The following is a 17,733-nucleotide window of genomic DNA, read 5'->3' as shown; positions in this document are numbered from 1 at the left end:
AGGGAGTAATAAAATGAAAGAAAAATTTATAAAAGTTTTAAAAAATAGAGCAGTTATAGGAATAATTTGCTTTATTTTTGGCAGCATTATTTTCTCAAACTCTTCAAAAATTTCAGAATTACAACAATCTGTAGATACTTTATCGAGTGAAGTGTCAGATAAAAACAATACAATCAATGATCTACAATCAAAAGTAGATGAAGCTGAACCATGGTTTAATATGAAGGAGGATGAAAGAAAAGCAGAAAAAGAAAGATTAGCCAAGGAAGAAGCTGCTAAAAAAGCTGAATCAGAAAAACTTGCTAAAGAAGAAGAAGCTAAAAAAGCTAATAAAATAGGGGAAAGAATAGTATTTAAATACGGTTCTAAGGGAGAATTTGCATTGACAATCAATAGTGTTCAGTTAACTAGTGAAAGAAATCAATTTGCTGATCAAGTGAAAAATGTTGTTGAAATAAATTACACTGTGGAGAACATCAGCATGGAAGAATTAGATTTCTTCTTAGATAACCAAGCTGAATTCTATGATTCTAATGGTACTAAATGTAGGACATATCCTAATTCAAAAGGTGCTGGAACATATGCTATAGGCAAAGGAAGAAATGCTACTGGAAAAGAATTTATAGCAATAACTAATAGTGATTCTACTTACCTAGAAATGGAGTTAGGTGGAACTATTTATAAATGGTCACTTTAATGTATTATTTATATTTTCATACTTTTACCTTATAGATATCATTTTAATGTTACCTATAAGTAAATCTTACTTGTTGGCACGTAAGCATAAAAAAGAATTACACAAATCTATTTACTGTCCTAATAAATATAAAAAACGATAGCTTTTACTCTGCTATCGTTTTTTTCATTCTCCTTTAACCTTATGCTATATCTAAATTAGTATTAATTTATTTTAGCTCCAGTTACTACACTATATATATTTCCATTAGCTGCATTAACATAATACTTTGTTTCTGCTCTTTTAGTATATGTTACCATAACACTATATAAATTATTATTATATTCCCCTGTAGGTATACTCTTTAAATTAAAGAAATATCTGCATCTAAAATTTCTTCTTTAACCTCTCTCACTATTAAGTTAATCTTCTCACCAAAGATATTTTTACTGATATATATGCAATTGTTGTAATTTCCAAAAAATATCTGAAGAATATAAAAAAATAGATATAATAAAACACCTTATTATATCTATTTAATATTAATTTACTTATTTATTATTTTAAGAATGCTATCTCCATACTTTTCAACTTTAACATCACCAAAACCTGAAACCTCTTTAAGCTCTTCTTTTGTTTTTGGCATTTTTTCTAATAAGTTATGCATTTGCTTATCACTAAAGATAATATATGGTTTCGTATTTTCTGCTCTGCTTATTTTAAGTCTAAAATCTTTTAATGCTCTTATTAATACTTCACTATGCATACTATTGCTACTAATATTACTACTATTGGTATCATTTATATTAGAAGCATTGTTTTCAATATTTAATTCTTTAACAATATCTTTAAAATTGGATGAATTTTCAATAGTTTCTTTAGAAGTTATTTCTTCAGTATTTTTATTATTGTAAGCTTCTATTGCTTCACCATACTTTTTTAAATAATATGAGTTATTAGGCTTATGTAAAGATAACAACCTCTCTGCTATATTTTTCATTTGATCATCATTTAAAGACATTGTATTGGATTTATTATTGACTTCTTTTATATAATTATTAAGTTGATCTGCTCTAATAACCTTCTCCTTAATTTCTTTTTTAGCATATTTTGAATTTAAAATGGTTTTAGGATTAGATAATACAACAATTGATTTATAGTTATCATTAAAATACTTTTCAAATAATGCTTTAGATATAATATTCCTTTTAGAATTTATTCCTATTTGCTTAATTACATTTATATGTCTTTCATTTTGTGTTATTGGAGAATATATCCCTTCTTTTATAAATCTTTTATTAAAGTTATAGGTTCTTATAAAATTCCCCTGAGAATCAATTTCTATATTACCTATAAGATTTTTACATTCAATTATAAATGTAACTTTTCTTGTTACTACTATATAATCAATTTGTGCTGTTAATCCATCAAATTCTAAACATACATCATGAATTATGTACATTGGAATACCACCATTTTTAAGTTCAAAAGCTATGTTTTTTTCTCCAATCTCACCTAATGTAGCAAGTTTTATTTCTTTTTCTATTTTATTTTTTAAATGCTCTGGTGAATTATTATATAACTCATTTAATTTTGATATATAATATTTTACATCACTTTCTTCCTTTAAAAATATTGGTTTGTTTATTTTATTAAATAAAGCCATTTTATACCTCTCATAAGATTTTATATAAAATTCTATTTAAAAGATCATTTATTGCTATTTTAGCATATTCGTATAATTATTAATTTAATAATCATTTTCTCTTCCAAATAAATTTATTATCCAACAATATCCCCCTTAAATTATAATTCAATCATATATTTTCTAATGTTTCTTTTTATATTTTTTAGTAACTAATATTGTTAACCCTATAACTAAAGCTATACCTAATGAAAATAATGTAATACTTATAATATTTTTATCTTGATTACTATCAGTGTCTTTATTATTCTCCTTATCTATATCCTTTTCTTTTTTCTCTTTCATTATTTGATAGATTATTTGAATTTTTTTCTTCCTCTGAATTATTGTTACTATTAGAATCACTACTTTCATTCTGACTATTGTTTTATCATTTATATTATTATCGTTGTTTGTCCCAATATTGTAACCATTAAGCTTATACTCATGATTTAATACATCATTTCCTGATCTTTTTACTAATTTTATTTCCATTTTATCTTGATCTATAGAAGATTTATTATCATTTTTGACCGTATAATTTATCTTAACCAACGTTCCAGAACCACTTTCCCCACTTTTATTACCTAAAAAGTGAATGAATATGTAGCCATATTACCATTTTTATCAGTTTCTCCATTTTACTAAAAATTCCATTATAACCTCTTTGCTAACATAGTTAAATCAAAAATATCTATAATATTATCTAGATTTAAGTCATACTTATCTCTCCAATTAATGTCACCCTTAGATAATCCATATTTTAATGATACATTACTTAAATCTTCTATATCTACAACGCTATCATTATTAAAGTCTTCATTTATTTTTAAAGAAAGCCTCTCAGTATTAGGCGAGTTTATATTCAAAATATTATTTGTTATGTATAATCCACTTACATTATAATTTGGTTCAGATAATGTTTTAAATTCTTTAGTTTTAATATTATAACTTTTTACTTTATATTCATCTAAAAAATTTAATGTATTATTATAGCTAACCATATACCTAGGATATAGCCCCTGAAACTCTATCTTATTATCTTTTCCTAATAAATCCATGGAATAAATATCACTCCTATTAGATGATAAATAATAAATTCTATCACTAACTCTAGATATATCATTCTCATTAAAATTCCTTAAAAATTTAAAGCTTTCATCACTACATTCTGGATATTCGCTTTTATTCCAAGTATGGCTTGTACTCATTTCATTATTTGATTTATTAAAATAAGTATATCTTCTCTTATTAGTTTCTGGAACTGGATCATTAAAAGTAACATCAAGATTATAGTACTTATCATTTATCTTAATATAGTTCCAAGCATGAGTCATTTCTGAACTAGTAATTATACCGCTCTCTATACCTAGCTTATTAGCTAATACCTTTACTGCTTTTGCATATCCATCACAAACAGCCACACCATTTACCAATGCTCCATAAGCAGTATGTGAAACATCTGGTATTGTGTTATTTAAAAAATTATCGTAATCATAAGTGACTGTATCTAGCAAATAATCATTTATAATATACTCAAGTGTTAGCTCATCATTGGTACTACTCAAATACTCTTCTACAATATAGTTAACTTTGTCATTAAATATATTCTTCATTTCTAAAATTTCTGATTCAGCATATTGATATGAAACATTTAAAATACATTTAGTTAATTTTTTAGTGCTACTATCATAAGAATAACTCATACTAACTTTATTAGGTGCATAAAAAAGATCTGGATTTTCATATATAGTATCAAAGTACTTAGCAAACATCTCCCTGTTATCATAATAATACGTATCCTTACAGAAATCAGATATATCAATAGTTTTTTCAACATTTAATAAAGATTTATAAATTTTCCCCTTTATTGATGCTTCCATATTCGAAAAGCTTAATATTTCATTCTCCAATGTATTTATATCATTATATACTTTTCCTTCCATTAATAATTCCGTTTCCGAAATATTTTCCAATTCATTTCTATCATTATATTGGTAGTATTCTTTTAAATCCATAGACGCTTCGTTGCTATTTATTACATCTGCACTAGCTATCTGTGATTTACTAATTAAAACTAGAATTATAGTTAATACACTTAATATTTTTTTCATCATATTTCCCCTTTTAATTATCATATAGTTTTCAAATATTATTTCAAGAATCAATACTTATACTTATTTAATATTCTTAGATACGTGTACAATATCAAATAAATAAACTATATTAATTTCTCCATCTTTATTAACATCTGTTTTACTATGACCTCGTATAAAAACTTATTATTATTATTATCTTAAATTTCCATTAAATCTTTAGACTATTTTTATAATTAAATATAATAATATAAATTAATTATATGCTTTTTTATAAATACTTTTGGTAAAAAATGATATTATCAATAATAAAAAAGTAATGGTAACTAATTACCATTACTTTTTATTAATTAAAACATTATCAACAGTCTATTTAACTCTTTTTATATTTATTGCTCTAACTTAATAATATATTTGCTCTACTTACTATAGTTCATTGCTGCCTTTGCTAAGTCTGCTATATCGATTTTATTATTACTATTATCTAAATTTACTCTTGGATCAAAAGAGCTATCTACTCCCTTTTCCTTATCTATATCTTTTGAAATATATATTAAGTCAAATAAGTCTACATATCCATCTAGATTTATATCTCCAACTAATATATCCCCATTATTATTTATAACTATAGGAATATTTTTAGAAACAATTTTTCCTAATGAATCACTTACTCCACTTATTCTAATTATACAATCTCCTTTTAATGATTTAGGGATTGTATTTCCAAAAGAAGTCACAACTGAATCTCCATGCATTAAATCTATCTTAATATCACTAAGATTATTGTCCACCAAATATGATTTTATTGCATCATTGTCTTTAAAGTTATGTATTATTCCTCTAACCTCTTCATTGATATTATACTCACTTTTATCTAAGTTAATTTCATAAGATAAATTTTTCCCTATAGGAATTACAACATTACTAGAACCTACTACAATATTCTTTTTATACTTTGAAAGACCTAAAGTGTAATTAACTAAATCCATATTAATTTCATAAGAACCACTTGGTAAATATAATCCTTTTGATATATCCGAAACCTCGTTAAATTCAAACTTCTTTCCATTTCCATATGATAAGGTTAAATTATGTGTAGCTAATTTCCCTTTTGCACTACTTTCAACTGTTACCTTCTTTAATGATGATTTATCAAAATTAATAAGCCTATACTCATAACCTGTCTTCTCAGCAATAAAGTTTTTACTTACTAAATATATCCCTGAATTATCTTCTATTAATGCCTCTATTGTGTAAACTTGTCCTTTAAGTAGCCTTAATTGAACTTCTGAATCCTCTGCAAGAATATTTTCTACTTTCAGTCCATCCTTTCCATAAACGGATACTCTTTTAGCATTAGTTATCTTATACCAAGATACTTCGTCATTATAAATACTATTAACATGTAGCTTTCCTTCTTTAACATATGCAGTCTCACTATTATCTTTTATACCCACCATTTTTTTCCCATATTGTGAATAATATGAAACTCCAAAATAGTTATATCTATAATCTTCTCCATTAATAATATTAGGATTTTGTAATATAACTGGACCAATACTATTATTGAAGCTAGCATCGACTTCTTTACTTCCTTTATATAACTTATATGAAGCCACATTTACACTAGTCTGATATATAACCTTATCTCTTGGTATGACTTTTATATTATTTTGAGTTATTTTAATTGGATTATTACTATCTTTATTAATAGTTAATTCTACAGTGTAGACTCCCTCTTTAATACCACTTGGCAATGAATTTATATTATTAATTTCTCCACTATCATAATTATTTCCTTTATATCTAATTGTATAATTAATTGCTCCACTTAATTTATTTCCATATTCATCATTAAAACTATAACTTTCAATTAAAGTATCATTCTCATTTAAATATAATAGGTCATTTAATTTAACATTATATGTTTTTTCACTTCCTATCATAATGTTTTTACCTTCATTACTGATAAATGAATCCTTAATTTCTATGTCTTCACTTTTAGTACCATTATCATATTCCTTATGAATTGATCCTCTATTTATATAAAAAGTATTTGGCGCTAAAAAAATATTTTTATTAACATCAAGTGAATTAAAACTATAAGAATCACTATAGAATGAATAATATAGTTTATCTACAGGATATTTAGATGACTTAATTTTCACATTAACTTTTGCATTATTAGCTATATTAGATACTATATTATCTTTTCCTATTTTGCTTGAAGTAAGATATATCGTATCTGAGTTGTTTGATTCAACAGCTAGGTCGTAGTTATCTGCTTTTATAAAGTACTTGAAGGATGGTTTTATTTCATCAAAATCTTTTTCGAAGCTATCTGTATCTGAATCGTAATATGCATTACCTTTCTTCATCAGGATAAATTTCATAGTATTTATATTTTTAAAGCTATTTTTATCTAAATTGACAGTATATCCAATAAGAGAGCTATCCATTATTTCCTTAGTATCTTTATTTATAGAATAATCTTGGTATTTAACTCTATCTCCAGCAGCATTAAATCCTTTAATAGTATACTTACGGGATGAATTATTAATTTCATCATTTCTAATGTAAAAATAGCCATCAATTATTTTATAGCTACCAATACCAATATCACTACTAACCAACGGTTGTCCCAACGGATCTTTCGCTGGAATAATTTTATATTTTGATTCATCCAAAGTATATTTAATAGTATTAGATTCAAATATTCTTCCGTTAAAATCTAGACTATAAAATACATCTATATTCTTACCAAATTCATATAAAGAATTATTTACTATATAATATCCATTCCCACCTTTAGGATATACCCTACTTTTTTCTTTTTTCTTTCCATCAACTATCTTATTAATGTATTTATCATTAATAAGATCAGAACCTACTAAATTTTCATACTTATCATATAAATATAAATTAGCAGTAATTTTCATATTCTGAGTAAATAATAGATTATCTGATGTTTCAGCTACTAATCTTAAAGGTTCTCCATATTTAATATCATAACTATCTGTATTAATTGGAGTTGATAGCTTCTTTACATACTTATAACTTTCGTAATCTTTAGAGTTATTATTTACTACCTGAAAACTATAATTATCAAATACATTTTTACTTATATAATCTGAGTTATTTACTTCTAATGTAGCCCAACTACTACCTAATTTAATATCCTTTACTTTATAACCTTCATGATTTTCTAGCAAAATTTGAGCAACATTATTATAATCTAAGTCTATATTAGTTGTTTCATTATTAGCGACTTGTGCTAACATATGTCTACGCCTATTAGAGTTATTGTAGTCAGTACAATAAGCTTCAACTAAAAACTCGCTTCCATCAATATAAATATTTTTATTATTATATTTTTCAAGAAAACTATTAATTGAAGAATTTCCATAATAATCTTCACTAATCATATCCATATCATAATATTCTATTCCACTTTTCTTTTTTAATATTTTAAAATTTAAACTGGAATTTTTATTATTAGGTATAGAAATATTAAATTTAGTCTTATTTAATGATGCTCCTTTAATTTCCGCAGTTGAATTATCTATTTTTATATCACCATAAAGGATATATTCATCCTTGCCTGTTTTACCAACAACACTATAATTATTCTCTTGTGACAATAAATTTTTATCCATATATATAATTCCTGAGGTAATCGGTACTTTCTTAGTATCTTCTCCATATTTTTTAGTTATTATAAGATCACCTGAAATTACATCATCTCCATTCGGAGCCTTTACACTTATTGTTAATGTATTGCTAGAAGAACTTTCTGTTATAGTTGCATATTGAGTTGTATCAGTAGCCGCTCCCCATGTATCTACAGCATTTGTATCAAATACATGCTCTTGTTTACTTGCTAATTCTTCTAAAGATACTGGACGCTTTTCTCCAATAGTATTATCTTCTAAAAGCTCTACATTTTGATTTGATTTTATTTCCTCTTTAAAACCTTTTATTTCAGAATCATCTAATTCTATTAATAAATAATTATCATAAGATTCTATTTCTTTGCCTTGATACTTGTCTATTATGGCTTTATAACTTGTATCATTTAAATTCTTCACCTTTACAACTACTTGTCCACTAATTGCTTTTAGTTCTAAATTTTTATCATTTAATGTAGTTGCTAATACCTTATAGTCCAAATTGGATAAAGTCATTGTGATTACAAATATATATGTAACAATTAAAGACATTATTTTCTTTACCTTAGCCATTTATCCCCCTCCAAATATTATTATTTACGTTATAATTTTAATATATTTGTAATATTTTATCAATATTTGTATTTTATAATAATTTTTGTATATTTATAACCATACTTTTTACTTTAACCTAAAATAAGACTGCATCATACTGAATGACTCATCTGATATGATACAGCCTAATCTTTTTCTTATTTTTATAAGTTTATGAACTTACTAAATAATATAAAAATATTTATTATATTATTTTTCTTTATCTAATCAGTACACTTCTTATTAATAAAAGCAAAATCAGCAATCTATTTTATTCTTTTTGTACATAGTACTAAATCAAATATATCAATATTTGTTTTGATTTCATTATTTGATAAAGCATTAAAACAAAAAAGTGATGATATTTATCTACCATCACTTTCTACTATTTTTAATTATACTTATTTTTATTTTTTCTAAATTTGTAATAATAGTATCCTACTCCACCTACAACGCCTATAGCTATTAATACATATGCTACATTAGCAATATTATTTTTAGATACTTCAATTTTACTATCATTACTATTTGAATTTTTATCTTTATTTTCTTTGTTATCTTTACTATTAGAGCTACTTTCTCCATTTGAATTGTTTTCATCGTTATTTTTATTTAAATTTTCATCTTTGTTAACTTCATTACCATTATTGGTAGAATTATTACTATTATTAGAGCTTACTTTTTTATTATCACTGCCTTGTGAATTATCATTTTTTTCATTACTAGTACCATTGCTTCCTACATTATTATTGGATGAACCAGCATTTGAATCATTAGATAAATTATTGCCATTCGAATTATTCGATAAATTACTATTAGAATCATCTTGCCCATTATAACCTATAAATTTATAATCATAATTTTTTACTGTTCCATCAGCCTTTTGAACTAATTTTATCTTCATATTGTCTTTAGTTACTGATAATTTATCATTATTAAGCACTTTTGCATTAATTTTAACTAAAGTTCCTGATCCCATAAGCCCATCTACATCACCTAGGAATGTAAAGGAATATGTTGCTGTATCACCATTTTTATCAGTTTCTCCACCAAGCTCCATTATATTATCTATATTCTTAGTAATATACTCTGTAGATTTAATACTTTCTACTTCCAATTGATTTGTGTTATAAGTAAAATCTATTGATGCTGCATATAAATTATCAATATTCTTTATATCAACTAATATTTCAATATTTGACCCTTTTTTTACCTCTCCACTAACATTAACTTCAACAGATGCATTACTCGCTGCAAAAGTTTTTACAGGTGCTATAACCATAAACACTGCTAATAATATCACTAATATTTTTTTCATTGATTTCTCCTATTCATTTGTCTAACCTTCAATATTTTTAGAAATATAAACTAAATCAAATAAATCAATTATTCCATCCTCATTTATATCGATTTGAGGATAAAAACCACTTGTCTTATTATAATTTAAAGCTGTTAGTGATATATCTTCTATATCAACTTTTCCATCTTTATTAATATCTTCTTTGCTATAACCTGGAATAAACCTACTCTTAGGATTATTTACAAGCTTAATATTATTGGAATTTATAAATCCATTTTCATTCCAATCATAATTTCCACCATAGGTACCTTCATTAATATTAGTAGTTCTATCTGCAAAAATCTGATATCTTCCTGAGTTGTTTTTATAATTAAACTTTAATGCAACTAAATTGCCAGCATAACCACCATATCCACTAACTGTTGGATTAATATTATATAGTAATTCTCCTTTTGAGTTTAAAACATCATTACCGCCAGTAAGCAATCCAATTTGATATCCATCATAATCTCTAAGATTATTTAAATTTTTACCAGATAATTCATAGTCTACAGTAAATGCATGTTGAGCTGCTTTTTCTCCCCAATATGGATCAGAAGCATATTTAACATTAGCTCCTAAAGCTTTATTGCCAAGATATCCACCATAATATCTCCAGTCATTTGGATCTGCATATCCACTAGATATATAGTTTTTACAAAATTCTAAAACACTATCTCCTGGGGTTGCAAAAGCGCTTGCTGATTCTCCTGGATTTGAGTCTACTGCTTTAATACCAAAAAGATTATTCTTTTCTTGAGCAATAGGTGATTCGCCCCACTTAGACTCATTAATAGCAACTCCTAATGCCAGTACTGGATTAACTCCATATTTATCTTGAGCATCAATCAAAGCTTGTCCTATACCTCTTAACTTGCTGTAATCTACAGTATTACTATTTATAAAAGAATTAAGCTCTTCAGCAGTGTAATTTGATTTAGTTCTAAATGGTAGATATCCATAATAATTATAATGTGGCTTATCGTGATTTACTGCATTACTATTTGTACCACTTTTCAAATCAGTAACAAGCTTATTTAATCCATCAAGTCTACTATTTCCACTATAGAAATATATACCATCATAACTATAATACTCAACTCCAGGAACTAAAAAATCAGGAGCTTTTCCTATTATAATTTGATGTCCATTAGTATCATTTAAGTCAGTCATATTATAGGATATATAATGATATAAAAAGCCATTACTAACATAATAGCAACTTGGATTAGTTACTTGGTTTATTGGAACTACTACTAAATCATAATTTCCTGATGCCGAATCCTTATTTATCCAGCCTTTGTATCCACTTACTTGTATCTTTGCTGATTTTCCGGCATCTTCAATAATTGGAACATCATCTATACTTACTTGATTTATATAAGTATATGCATTTGTTAAAGAAGAATATAAGAATATATTTGTTACTACAGTGTCCCCTTGAAGAGCTTCTCCATTTCTATGATTCCAAATTCTTCCCATTGAATTAGTTGAATAAACAACTTGTCCATTACTATTTACTATTGAAGGAATTACTGTATTGTCATTATATGTTTTCTCTAAATCTTCTACTACTGATATTGCATCATCATAGCTATCACTATCATTAATATACTTATAACTTCCATCACTATATGCAAGTGCTATTTCATAATTAGATTCAGTCTTTGGCTTAAGTATCTTATAATTGTTCATAGCATTTATCTTTTCAATTTCCTCTTCACTGTACTCTTTATTATATTTATAAGCTCTATTTATATAATGCATAACTTCTTGTGCACTTACCTTCTCATAAACTTCTCCTGCTACCGGTTTTTCTTTTGTTTCTGCTTGTACAGGAATTCCAGTAAAAACAAATAAACTAATTGTTAAACCCACCAAAAATCTCTTCAAATATAATCACTCCCTTATAAACCTTAAATTAATTATCATTATATTACATACATACCTATATTAATTATATACTATTTATTTACTTTTTCATAAATATTCCATTAAATTTATTATAAAAAAGTAGACATATATAAGTTTACTTATTTCAAAAATTTAATCTAAGTCATTGCAAGCTTATATATCTATTACAAAATTAAAAGAGAAACATTGTAAAGAGTATTTCATTGTAACTACTTAATAACTTTCTAAATAATAAAATAAAATTCTGTAAAAATATTTATATTAATGTTTTTACAGAATTTCATATTTAAGCTATATTCTTTTTCCTATGAATACTAAATTTTAAAATTCATAGCTCTTTTAATTCACTTAACTATTATTAAGACATAATTTAAAATTTAGATAATTTACTCCATGTTCTTAGATATTAATACTAAGTCTAAGATATCTATTATTCCATCCTTATTTAAATCACATTTTTCATCAAACCCAATATCTGTACTTTGTAGATTATACTTTAATGAAACTAATGATAAGTCTAATAAGTCAATAATTCCGTCTCCATTAATATCCTCTAAAACTTCTTCTGCATCTATACTTTTATATTTCACAAAGTAATTTCCTGGATTATTATAGGAATTAATACCTACATAAGCTTTACCATTTTGTATTTTTAAGCTTAAATTACTACTTCTTTCATCAGAAACACTAATACCTTTATTTACCCAATTTATACCATCAAAGTATTTAACTTCAGTTCTTCTTTTATCAACATCTACATAGGCAACATAAGGAACTCCCTTATAAGTATCTAATTGAATGTTAGCAATATTTGTACCTGCAAAATTATATCCTACCTTTCTCCAAGCTTCACCATTATAAAAGTATACTTCTGATGAGATTCCACCAGAAGTTGGAGCCTTGGCTAAATATATTCCATCATTACTAGCACTTAACTTTACTGCTGATGCTTTTATATCTAATCCAGGTACACCTACCCACCTTCCATCTTCAAATTTCTTCACATAAACCTTATTACTAGCCCATATATCATTAAAAGCTACATATAGTTCCCCATTATATTCACTTAAGGATGGATATAAAATGTTTCCACTGATTGAATCTCCTAAATCTTCAAACTTATTAGTTTCCGTATTTAATTTCAAAACATTTAGCGACCCTACATAATGTTCTGTATAAGTAACATATAATCCACTATTTGTAGCTATCATATCTGAGAACAGAATCGACTGTTCTGAAATTACTTGTACCTTTTGCCATATATTGTCCTGGAATTTTACCACTACTACATTATCATCTTTATCATGATACAATACATAAGGAATATCATTAAATACCTTAATCTTTGATTTACTTCCAGACTCATCTAATATATTATTACCTAAATAAATCCACTTTTGTCCATCATACATTTTAACTTTAAGCTTTTTATCGGACTCACCTTCGCTATAAACTGTATAAATCTTATTTCCTACAACATCAATATTATTATTACCACCTGAAGAATTAGTTATCATCTCATTTCCTAACACATTCCAGACACCTGCCTTATTAGTATCAGTAAATTTAATATCGAAGGTTATCTCATCGTTTCCACTCTCTGAAACATTATTTATTACAATACCACTATTTAGACCTGAAGTATATGTTATAGCATTATCACTTATTCCTTTACTGAAATCATCACTACCATAGTTTGTCCTTCCTGATTCCTTTGATAGAAATGCCTGAGATAGATTGCCAAAGCCTTCTATATTCCCTTTTTCTCCCGGTCTAAATACATAAATATAATTATTTTTTCCTGCATTATTACTTTTTTCATCATTCTTTACCCTATAAATAATGATTCCACTTCCAGGAATCTTAGCATCGAGCTCACCTATATCTGAATCACCTTTTTTTCTATACTCAACTACAAAAAACTCATTATTAGATATTGGTGTTTTTAATATAAATGCTTGGTTTCCATCTTGAGAAGAAGATGGTTTTAATGTATAAGTACCACTTTTAGTTATAGTGTCAATTGCAAGCCAGTTAGATACAGAACTTCTAGTATAAGCTAATGGATATTGAAGAGATCGCGATGTACTTCCCATTATATCCCAAGTTCCAACAGGTGTACCACCTACTGTATCCTTATCCAAATCGCTATATCCCATAGAGTGAAGGACTTCATGTGCTAATACTCCCTCTCCTCCAATGGTATCATCAATTGTCTTTGAGGAATTATGAATATTAAAAACACCTACTTTCTTACCATTAATAGAATCACGTCCACTCTGATAATTCCCTGTGTGTGGCCAAAAGACATCATTTTCACCTTTATCTTTTCCTAAGAAAATAAAAATTAAATTATCCACGTAGCCGTCATTATTCATATCAATATTATAACTAGTATCTACTTCAACACCATTAATTACTTGTGATATCATTCGATATTCACTAGGCCTACCATAAGAGTCCCTATTTTCTGATAATCTATATGGAGTTATACTTCCATTAACTTCTTGAGGAAAATAATTGTGTACATTCATTTTATTATAAGATATTTTCTTAATATAAGAACTTAATGATGTGTCTTTCTCGCCGTCGAACATATCCTTTATTCTATCTACTTTCCCCTCCGTAAAGTTACCTTCGCTATCATTAAAATCAACAAAATATATAACATTAGCTATATCCTCTGTTTCCTTATTAGTTGTAGCCGCCCTTGCTGTAAAGTTAAAATTTAAACCTATTAATATAGATAATATTAATGATAGTATTTTCTTTTTTCTTCTCATATCTTCCCCACCTTATATTTATTTTTAAGCTTAGAAAGTGAATAATAAATTTCTTATGGATTTATATCTTATTTAAGTATTTTATATATATATTATTATTGTCCTCTTATCCATATTATCTCTCAATAGCATTATATTGTAAAATAATTTACAATTCATATTCTTCTAAATTATTATTTTGATTTTTAGTTTATGTTTTTTTGTTAACTCAAATAATTTACGTAATATTGGATTTATACACCAATTCTTTAGCCTTCCTATAGTTTTTTAGATATAGCTACTAAATCATATAAGTCTATTATCATATCCCCATTTAAATCATACTTGTTAAAATTTTCTCTCTCATCTATAGGAAAATTATATTTTTTGTTATTATATTTTAAAGCTACTGCACTTAAATCCAATATATCGACAACTCCATCTTCATTTGTATCTTCTTTTATATATTCCTCTTCTAAAACAATAACTTTTAAATCTACATCCATGCCATCTCTCGAATTACTAAATGTAATTGTAGCCTCACCTGCATTTTGCGCCGTAAGATTATACTTTTTATCTACAGTAGCTATTCTTGAATTACTACTACTTATAGGTACACTATATATATTTTCATATGTGTTCATTAACCTGCCTAAATCTAATGTTTGTCCTTTTTTAAGTTTAACTTCTTTACTTCTTAAAATAATTGAAGGTTCTTTTCCTATATATATTTTTTTACCAATTAATATTTTATCATTGTTATTAAGGCTTGCTGTTATTAACACTTCTCCTTTAGAACAATTTTTAGGAATTAATAACTTTCCAGTATCATTATCAATTTTTATACCTAAATCATTTTTCTCAACTTGCCAATTTAGTTTATAATTTGATATCTCATTATCATTTTGATCTACCAATCTACTCTTAAATTGTATTTCTCTATCTATATTTTCTATATTAAAATACTGTTCTCCTATTATTTCTAATCTTGAAGGGATTGATTCATTTTTAACTGTCTTACTAGAAATTACATTAGCATATCCATAAGATGTCCTTCCCCTCCCTACTGAGATATATTTAGAACCATTATATGCTATACCTGCTCCTCCAATAGGTTTATCTATCGCTTCAAAGACTTCCCAATTGACTCCATCCTTTGATATTATTGTATACAAATCACTTGCTACTCGAAACTCTTCTCCTGTCCATAATATTTCATTTGCATTATATAAAGAAATTCCAAACTTCTTTACTACATTCCAAGAAATACCATCAACAGAACTTAATATAGAGTCATTTCCAATTGTAAGGCCCTTTCCAATTGCATAGTATTTTCCATCTGCAAATATTACTTCGTCTATACGCCCCTTATACTCATATCTATCCCACTTACTATAACCATCAGTCTTAATAATTATAGTTTCTTCTGTATAATTATTATAATTATATATCAAAGTACTGCCATTAGCTCTCACTATATTTTGTATATTCAAACCTCCCCAAGGTACAGGATCAACTTGATATATTTTTTCCCAATTTAACCCGTTAAATGAAGAGAGAACTTCTCCTTTTGTAGATACACAGATATATCTATCACCTACCCACTTAATATCATTTAAAACTGTTGTATTGCTTGATAATTCAGGCATTGTTGCTATTGTCCATAAATCTCCATTCTTTGAAAAATAAATTTTACAATAAGCTCCAGATGCTACATAACCTAAAGGCCCATAATCAGTGGCTACTATCTCCCTAAATCCATATTTATCTTTATTCCACTTCACACCATCAAATGATTGGAGTAATTCCCCATTATTTCCAACCACAATAAAATTACCATTTCCCCATGTAGCATCAGTATACATTTCAGCACTTGCAAACTCACGTATATCTTGTAAATTTACCCCATCCTCTGATTTAGATATATTACTATTACCATATGGTTCATTAAATATTACTATAATTTTATCTTTATAATTAATTAAATCACTTGGACGGCCAGATTTTGAAATATTATTACTACGTGTCCAATCTATTCCATCAGTTGAACTGTTTAATCCGTTGTTTGAATACATTAAAAATTTTCCACCATCCCACCTTAGCTTTGAGTTATCATATTCATCTATGAATTTTTTACTCCACACTTTACCATCACTAGTAGTATCAAAATATAAATATATTCCCCTGTATTTTGGATTAACTTCATAGACTCCTTCATCCTTATATGCTACTACTAATTTATCATCATTCGCTTCTATGCTAATATAGCTATGTACACTTTTTATTTTCATAAAATCTTTCATATTACTTGATTTATATAAATTATTGTTACTTATCATATATATTTCGCCTTTAAAAACCTCCATTTCAAGTATATTTTCGCTTATCTCTACTTCTCTTTTATTCCAAATATATTTATCACTTGAATATAAAACTGTTCCTGAATCTCCTACCAGATAATATGTATCATTATAAAAAATTATATCTTTTAAGTTTGTACTTACTCCGGTATAAACTTCTTCCCAATTTAATCCATCTTTTGAAATTAAAAGAGTGCCTTTATCTCCTACAATAAAAAAATTATCGTTAATATTCTTAACTTTATATAAGTTATTTTTATTATTAGTATAAATAATATTCCAATTATCCCCATCATCTGATCTTTTAATTAGTCCTAAATCACCGACAGTAACTAATATATCCTCTTTATTTTTACTAATAGAATTTAGAGGTATTCTACTTGTTTCTAATGATATCTGCCAATCTTTATCTTTTTGATATTCTTCATTATTATCAGCATAAACTAATAAATTAAAATTCATAAAAAGTAAAATAGTTAATAAAAAGCTTATCGTTTGCATTATTATTTTTTTCAACATTCATCCCCCGCTCTGTAAAATTTATAGTATGTAAATCCGCTTTATTTAAATATTTGGTATTAATTAAAAAAATATTAATATTATACCAAATACGCTTTTCCATTATACCAAATATATCTTT

9 protein-coding genes are annotated in these 17,733 nt (G+C 26.2%); 1 reads left to right on the top strand and 8 read right to left on the bottom strand.

The window, feature by feature from the left end:
- Positions 1–13 precede the first annotated feature (13 nt).
- Entirely contained in the window at positions 14–697 is a 684-nt protein-coding gene (locus tag ACZJV1_RS03235; RefSeq protein WP_463651411.1) for a hypothetical protein, read from the top strand.
- Between the two features lie 526 nt (positions 698–1,223).
- Here ACZJV1_RS03235 and ACZJV1_RS03230 read toward each other — a convergent pair.
- From ACZJV1_RS03230 to ACZJV1_RS03195, 8 genes are all read right to left on the bottom strand, one after another.
- Positions 1,224–2,342 carry an HRDC domain-containing protein gene (locus ACZJV1_RS03230; RefSeq protein WP_463651410.1) on the bottom strand — a complete coding sequence of 373 codons (1,119 nt, stop codon included), beginning with the start codon at positions 2,340–2,342 and terminating at the stop codon, positions 1,224–1,226.
- 162 nt (positions 2,343–2,504) lie between these two features.
- Positions 2,505–2,915: a hypothetical protein gene (locus tag ACZJV1_RS03225; RefSeq protein ID WP_463651409.1), complete on the bottom strand. Its 411-nt coding sequence runs from the start codon at positions 2,913–2,915 to the stop codon at positions 2,505–2,507.
- Positions 2,916–3,016: 101 nt separating this feature from the next.
- Positions 3,017–4,474, bottom strand: a complete 1,458-nt coding sequence (locus ACZJV1_RS03220; protein WP_463651408.1) for a transglutaminase domain-containing protein — start codon at positions 4,472–4,474, stop codon at positions 3,017–3,019.
- Between the two features lie 401 nt (positions 4,475–4,875).
- On the bottom strand, positions 4,876–8,697 hold the full coding sequence (locus ACZJV1_RS03215; RefSeq protein ID WP_463651407.1) for a hypothetical protein: 3,822 nt from the start codon (positions 8,695–8,697) through the stop codon (positions 4,876–4,878).
- 412 nt (positions 8,698–9,109) lie between these two features.
- Positions 9,110–10,036 (bottom strand): cohesin domain-containing protein, encoded by a 927-nt coding sequence (locus tag ACZJV1_RS03210; RefSeq protein ID WP_463651406.1) that lies wholly within the window; start codon positions 10,034–10,036, stop codon positions 9,110–9,112.
- A 21-nt stretch (positions 10,037–10,057) separates the two neighbouring features.
- On the bottom strand, positions 10,058–11,950 hold the full coding sequence (locus tag ACZJV1_RS03205) for a glucosaminidase domain-containing protein (protein WP_463651405.1): 1,893 nt from the start codon (positions 11,948–11,950) through the stop codon (positions 10,058–10,060).
- Between the two features lie 407 nt (positions 11,951–12,357).
- Positions 12,358–14,754 (bottom strand): dockerin type I domain-containing protein, encoded by a 2,397-nt coding sequence (locus ACZJV1_RS03200; RefSeq protein ID WP_463651404.1) that lies wholly within the window; start codon positions 14,752–14,754, stop codon positions 12,358–12,360.
- 257 nt (positions 14,755–15,011) lie between these two features.
- Positions 15,012–17,609, bottom strand: coding sequence for an Ig-like domain-containing protein (locus tag ACZJV1_RS03195; protein WP_463651403.1), 2,598 nt, complete (start codon positions 17,607–17,609; stop codon positions 15,012–15,014).
- Positions 17,610–17,733: the final 124 nt, after the last annotated feature.

The sequence above is a fragment of the Clostridium sp. LS3 genome (assembly GCF_055330225.1).
This window is presented reverse-complemented; position numbering and strand designations above follow the sequence as displayed.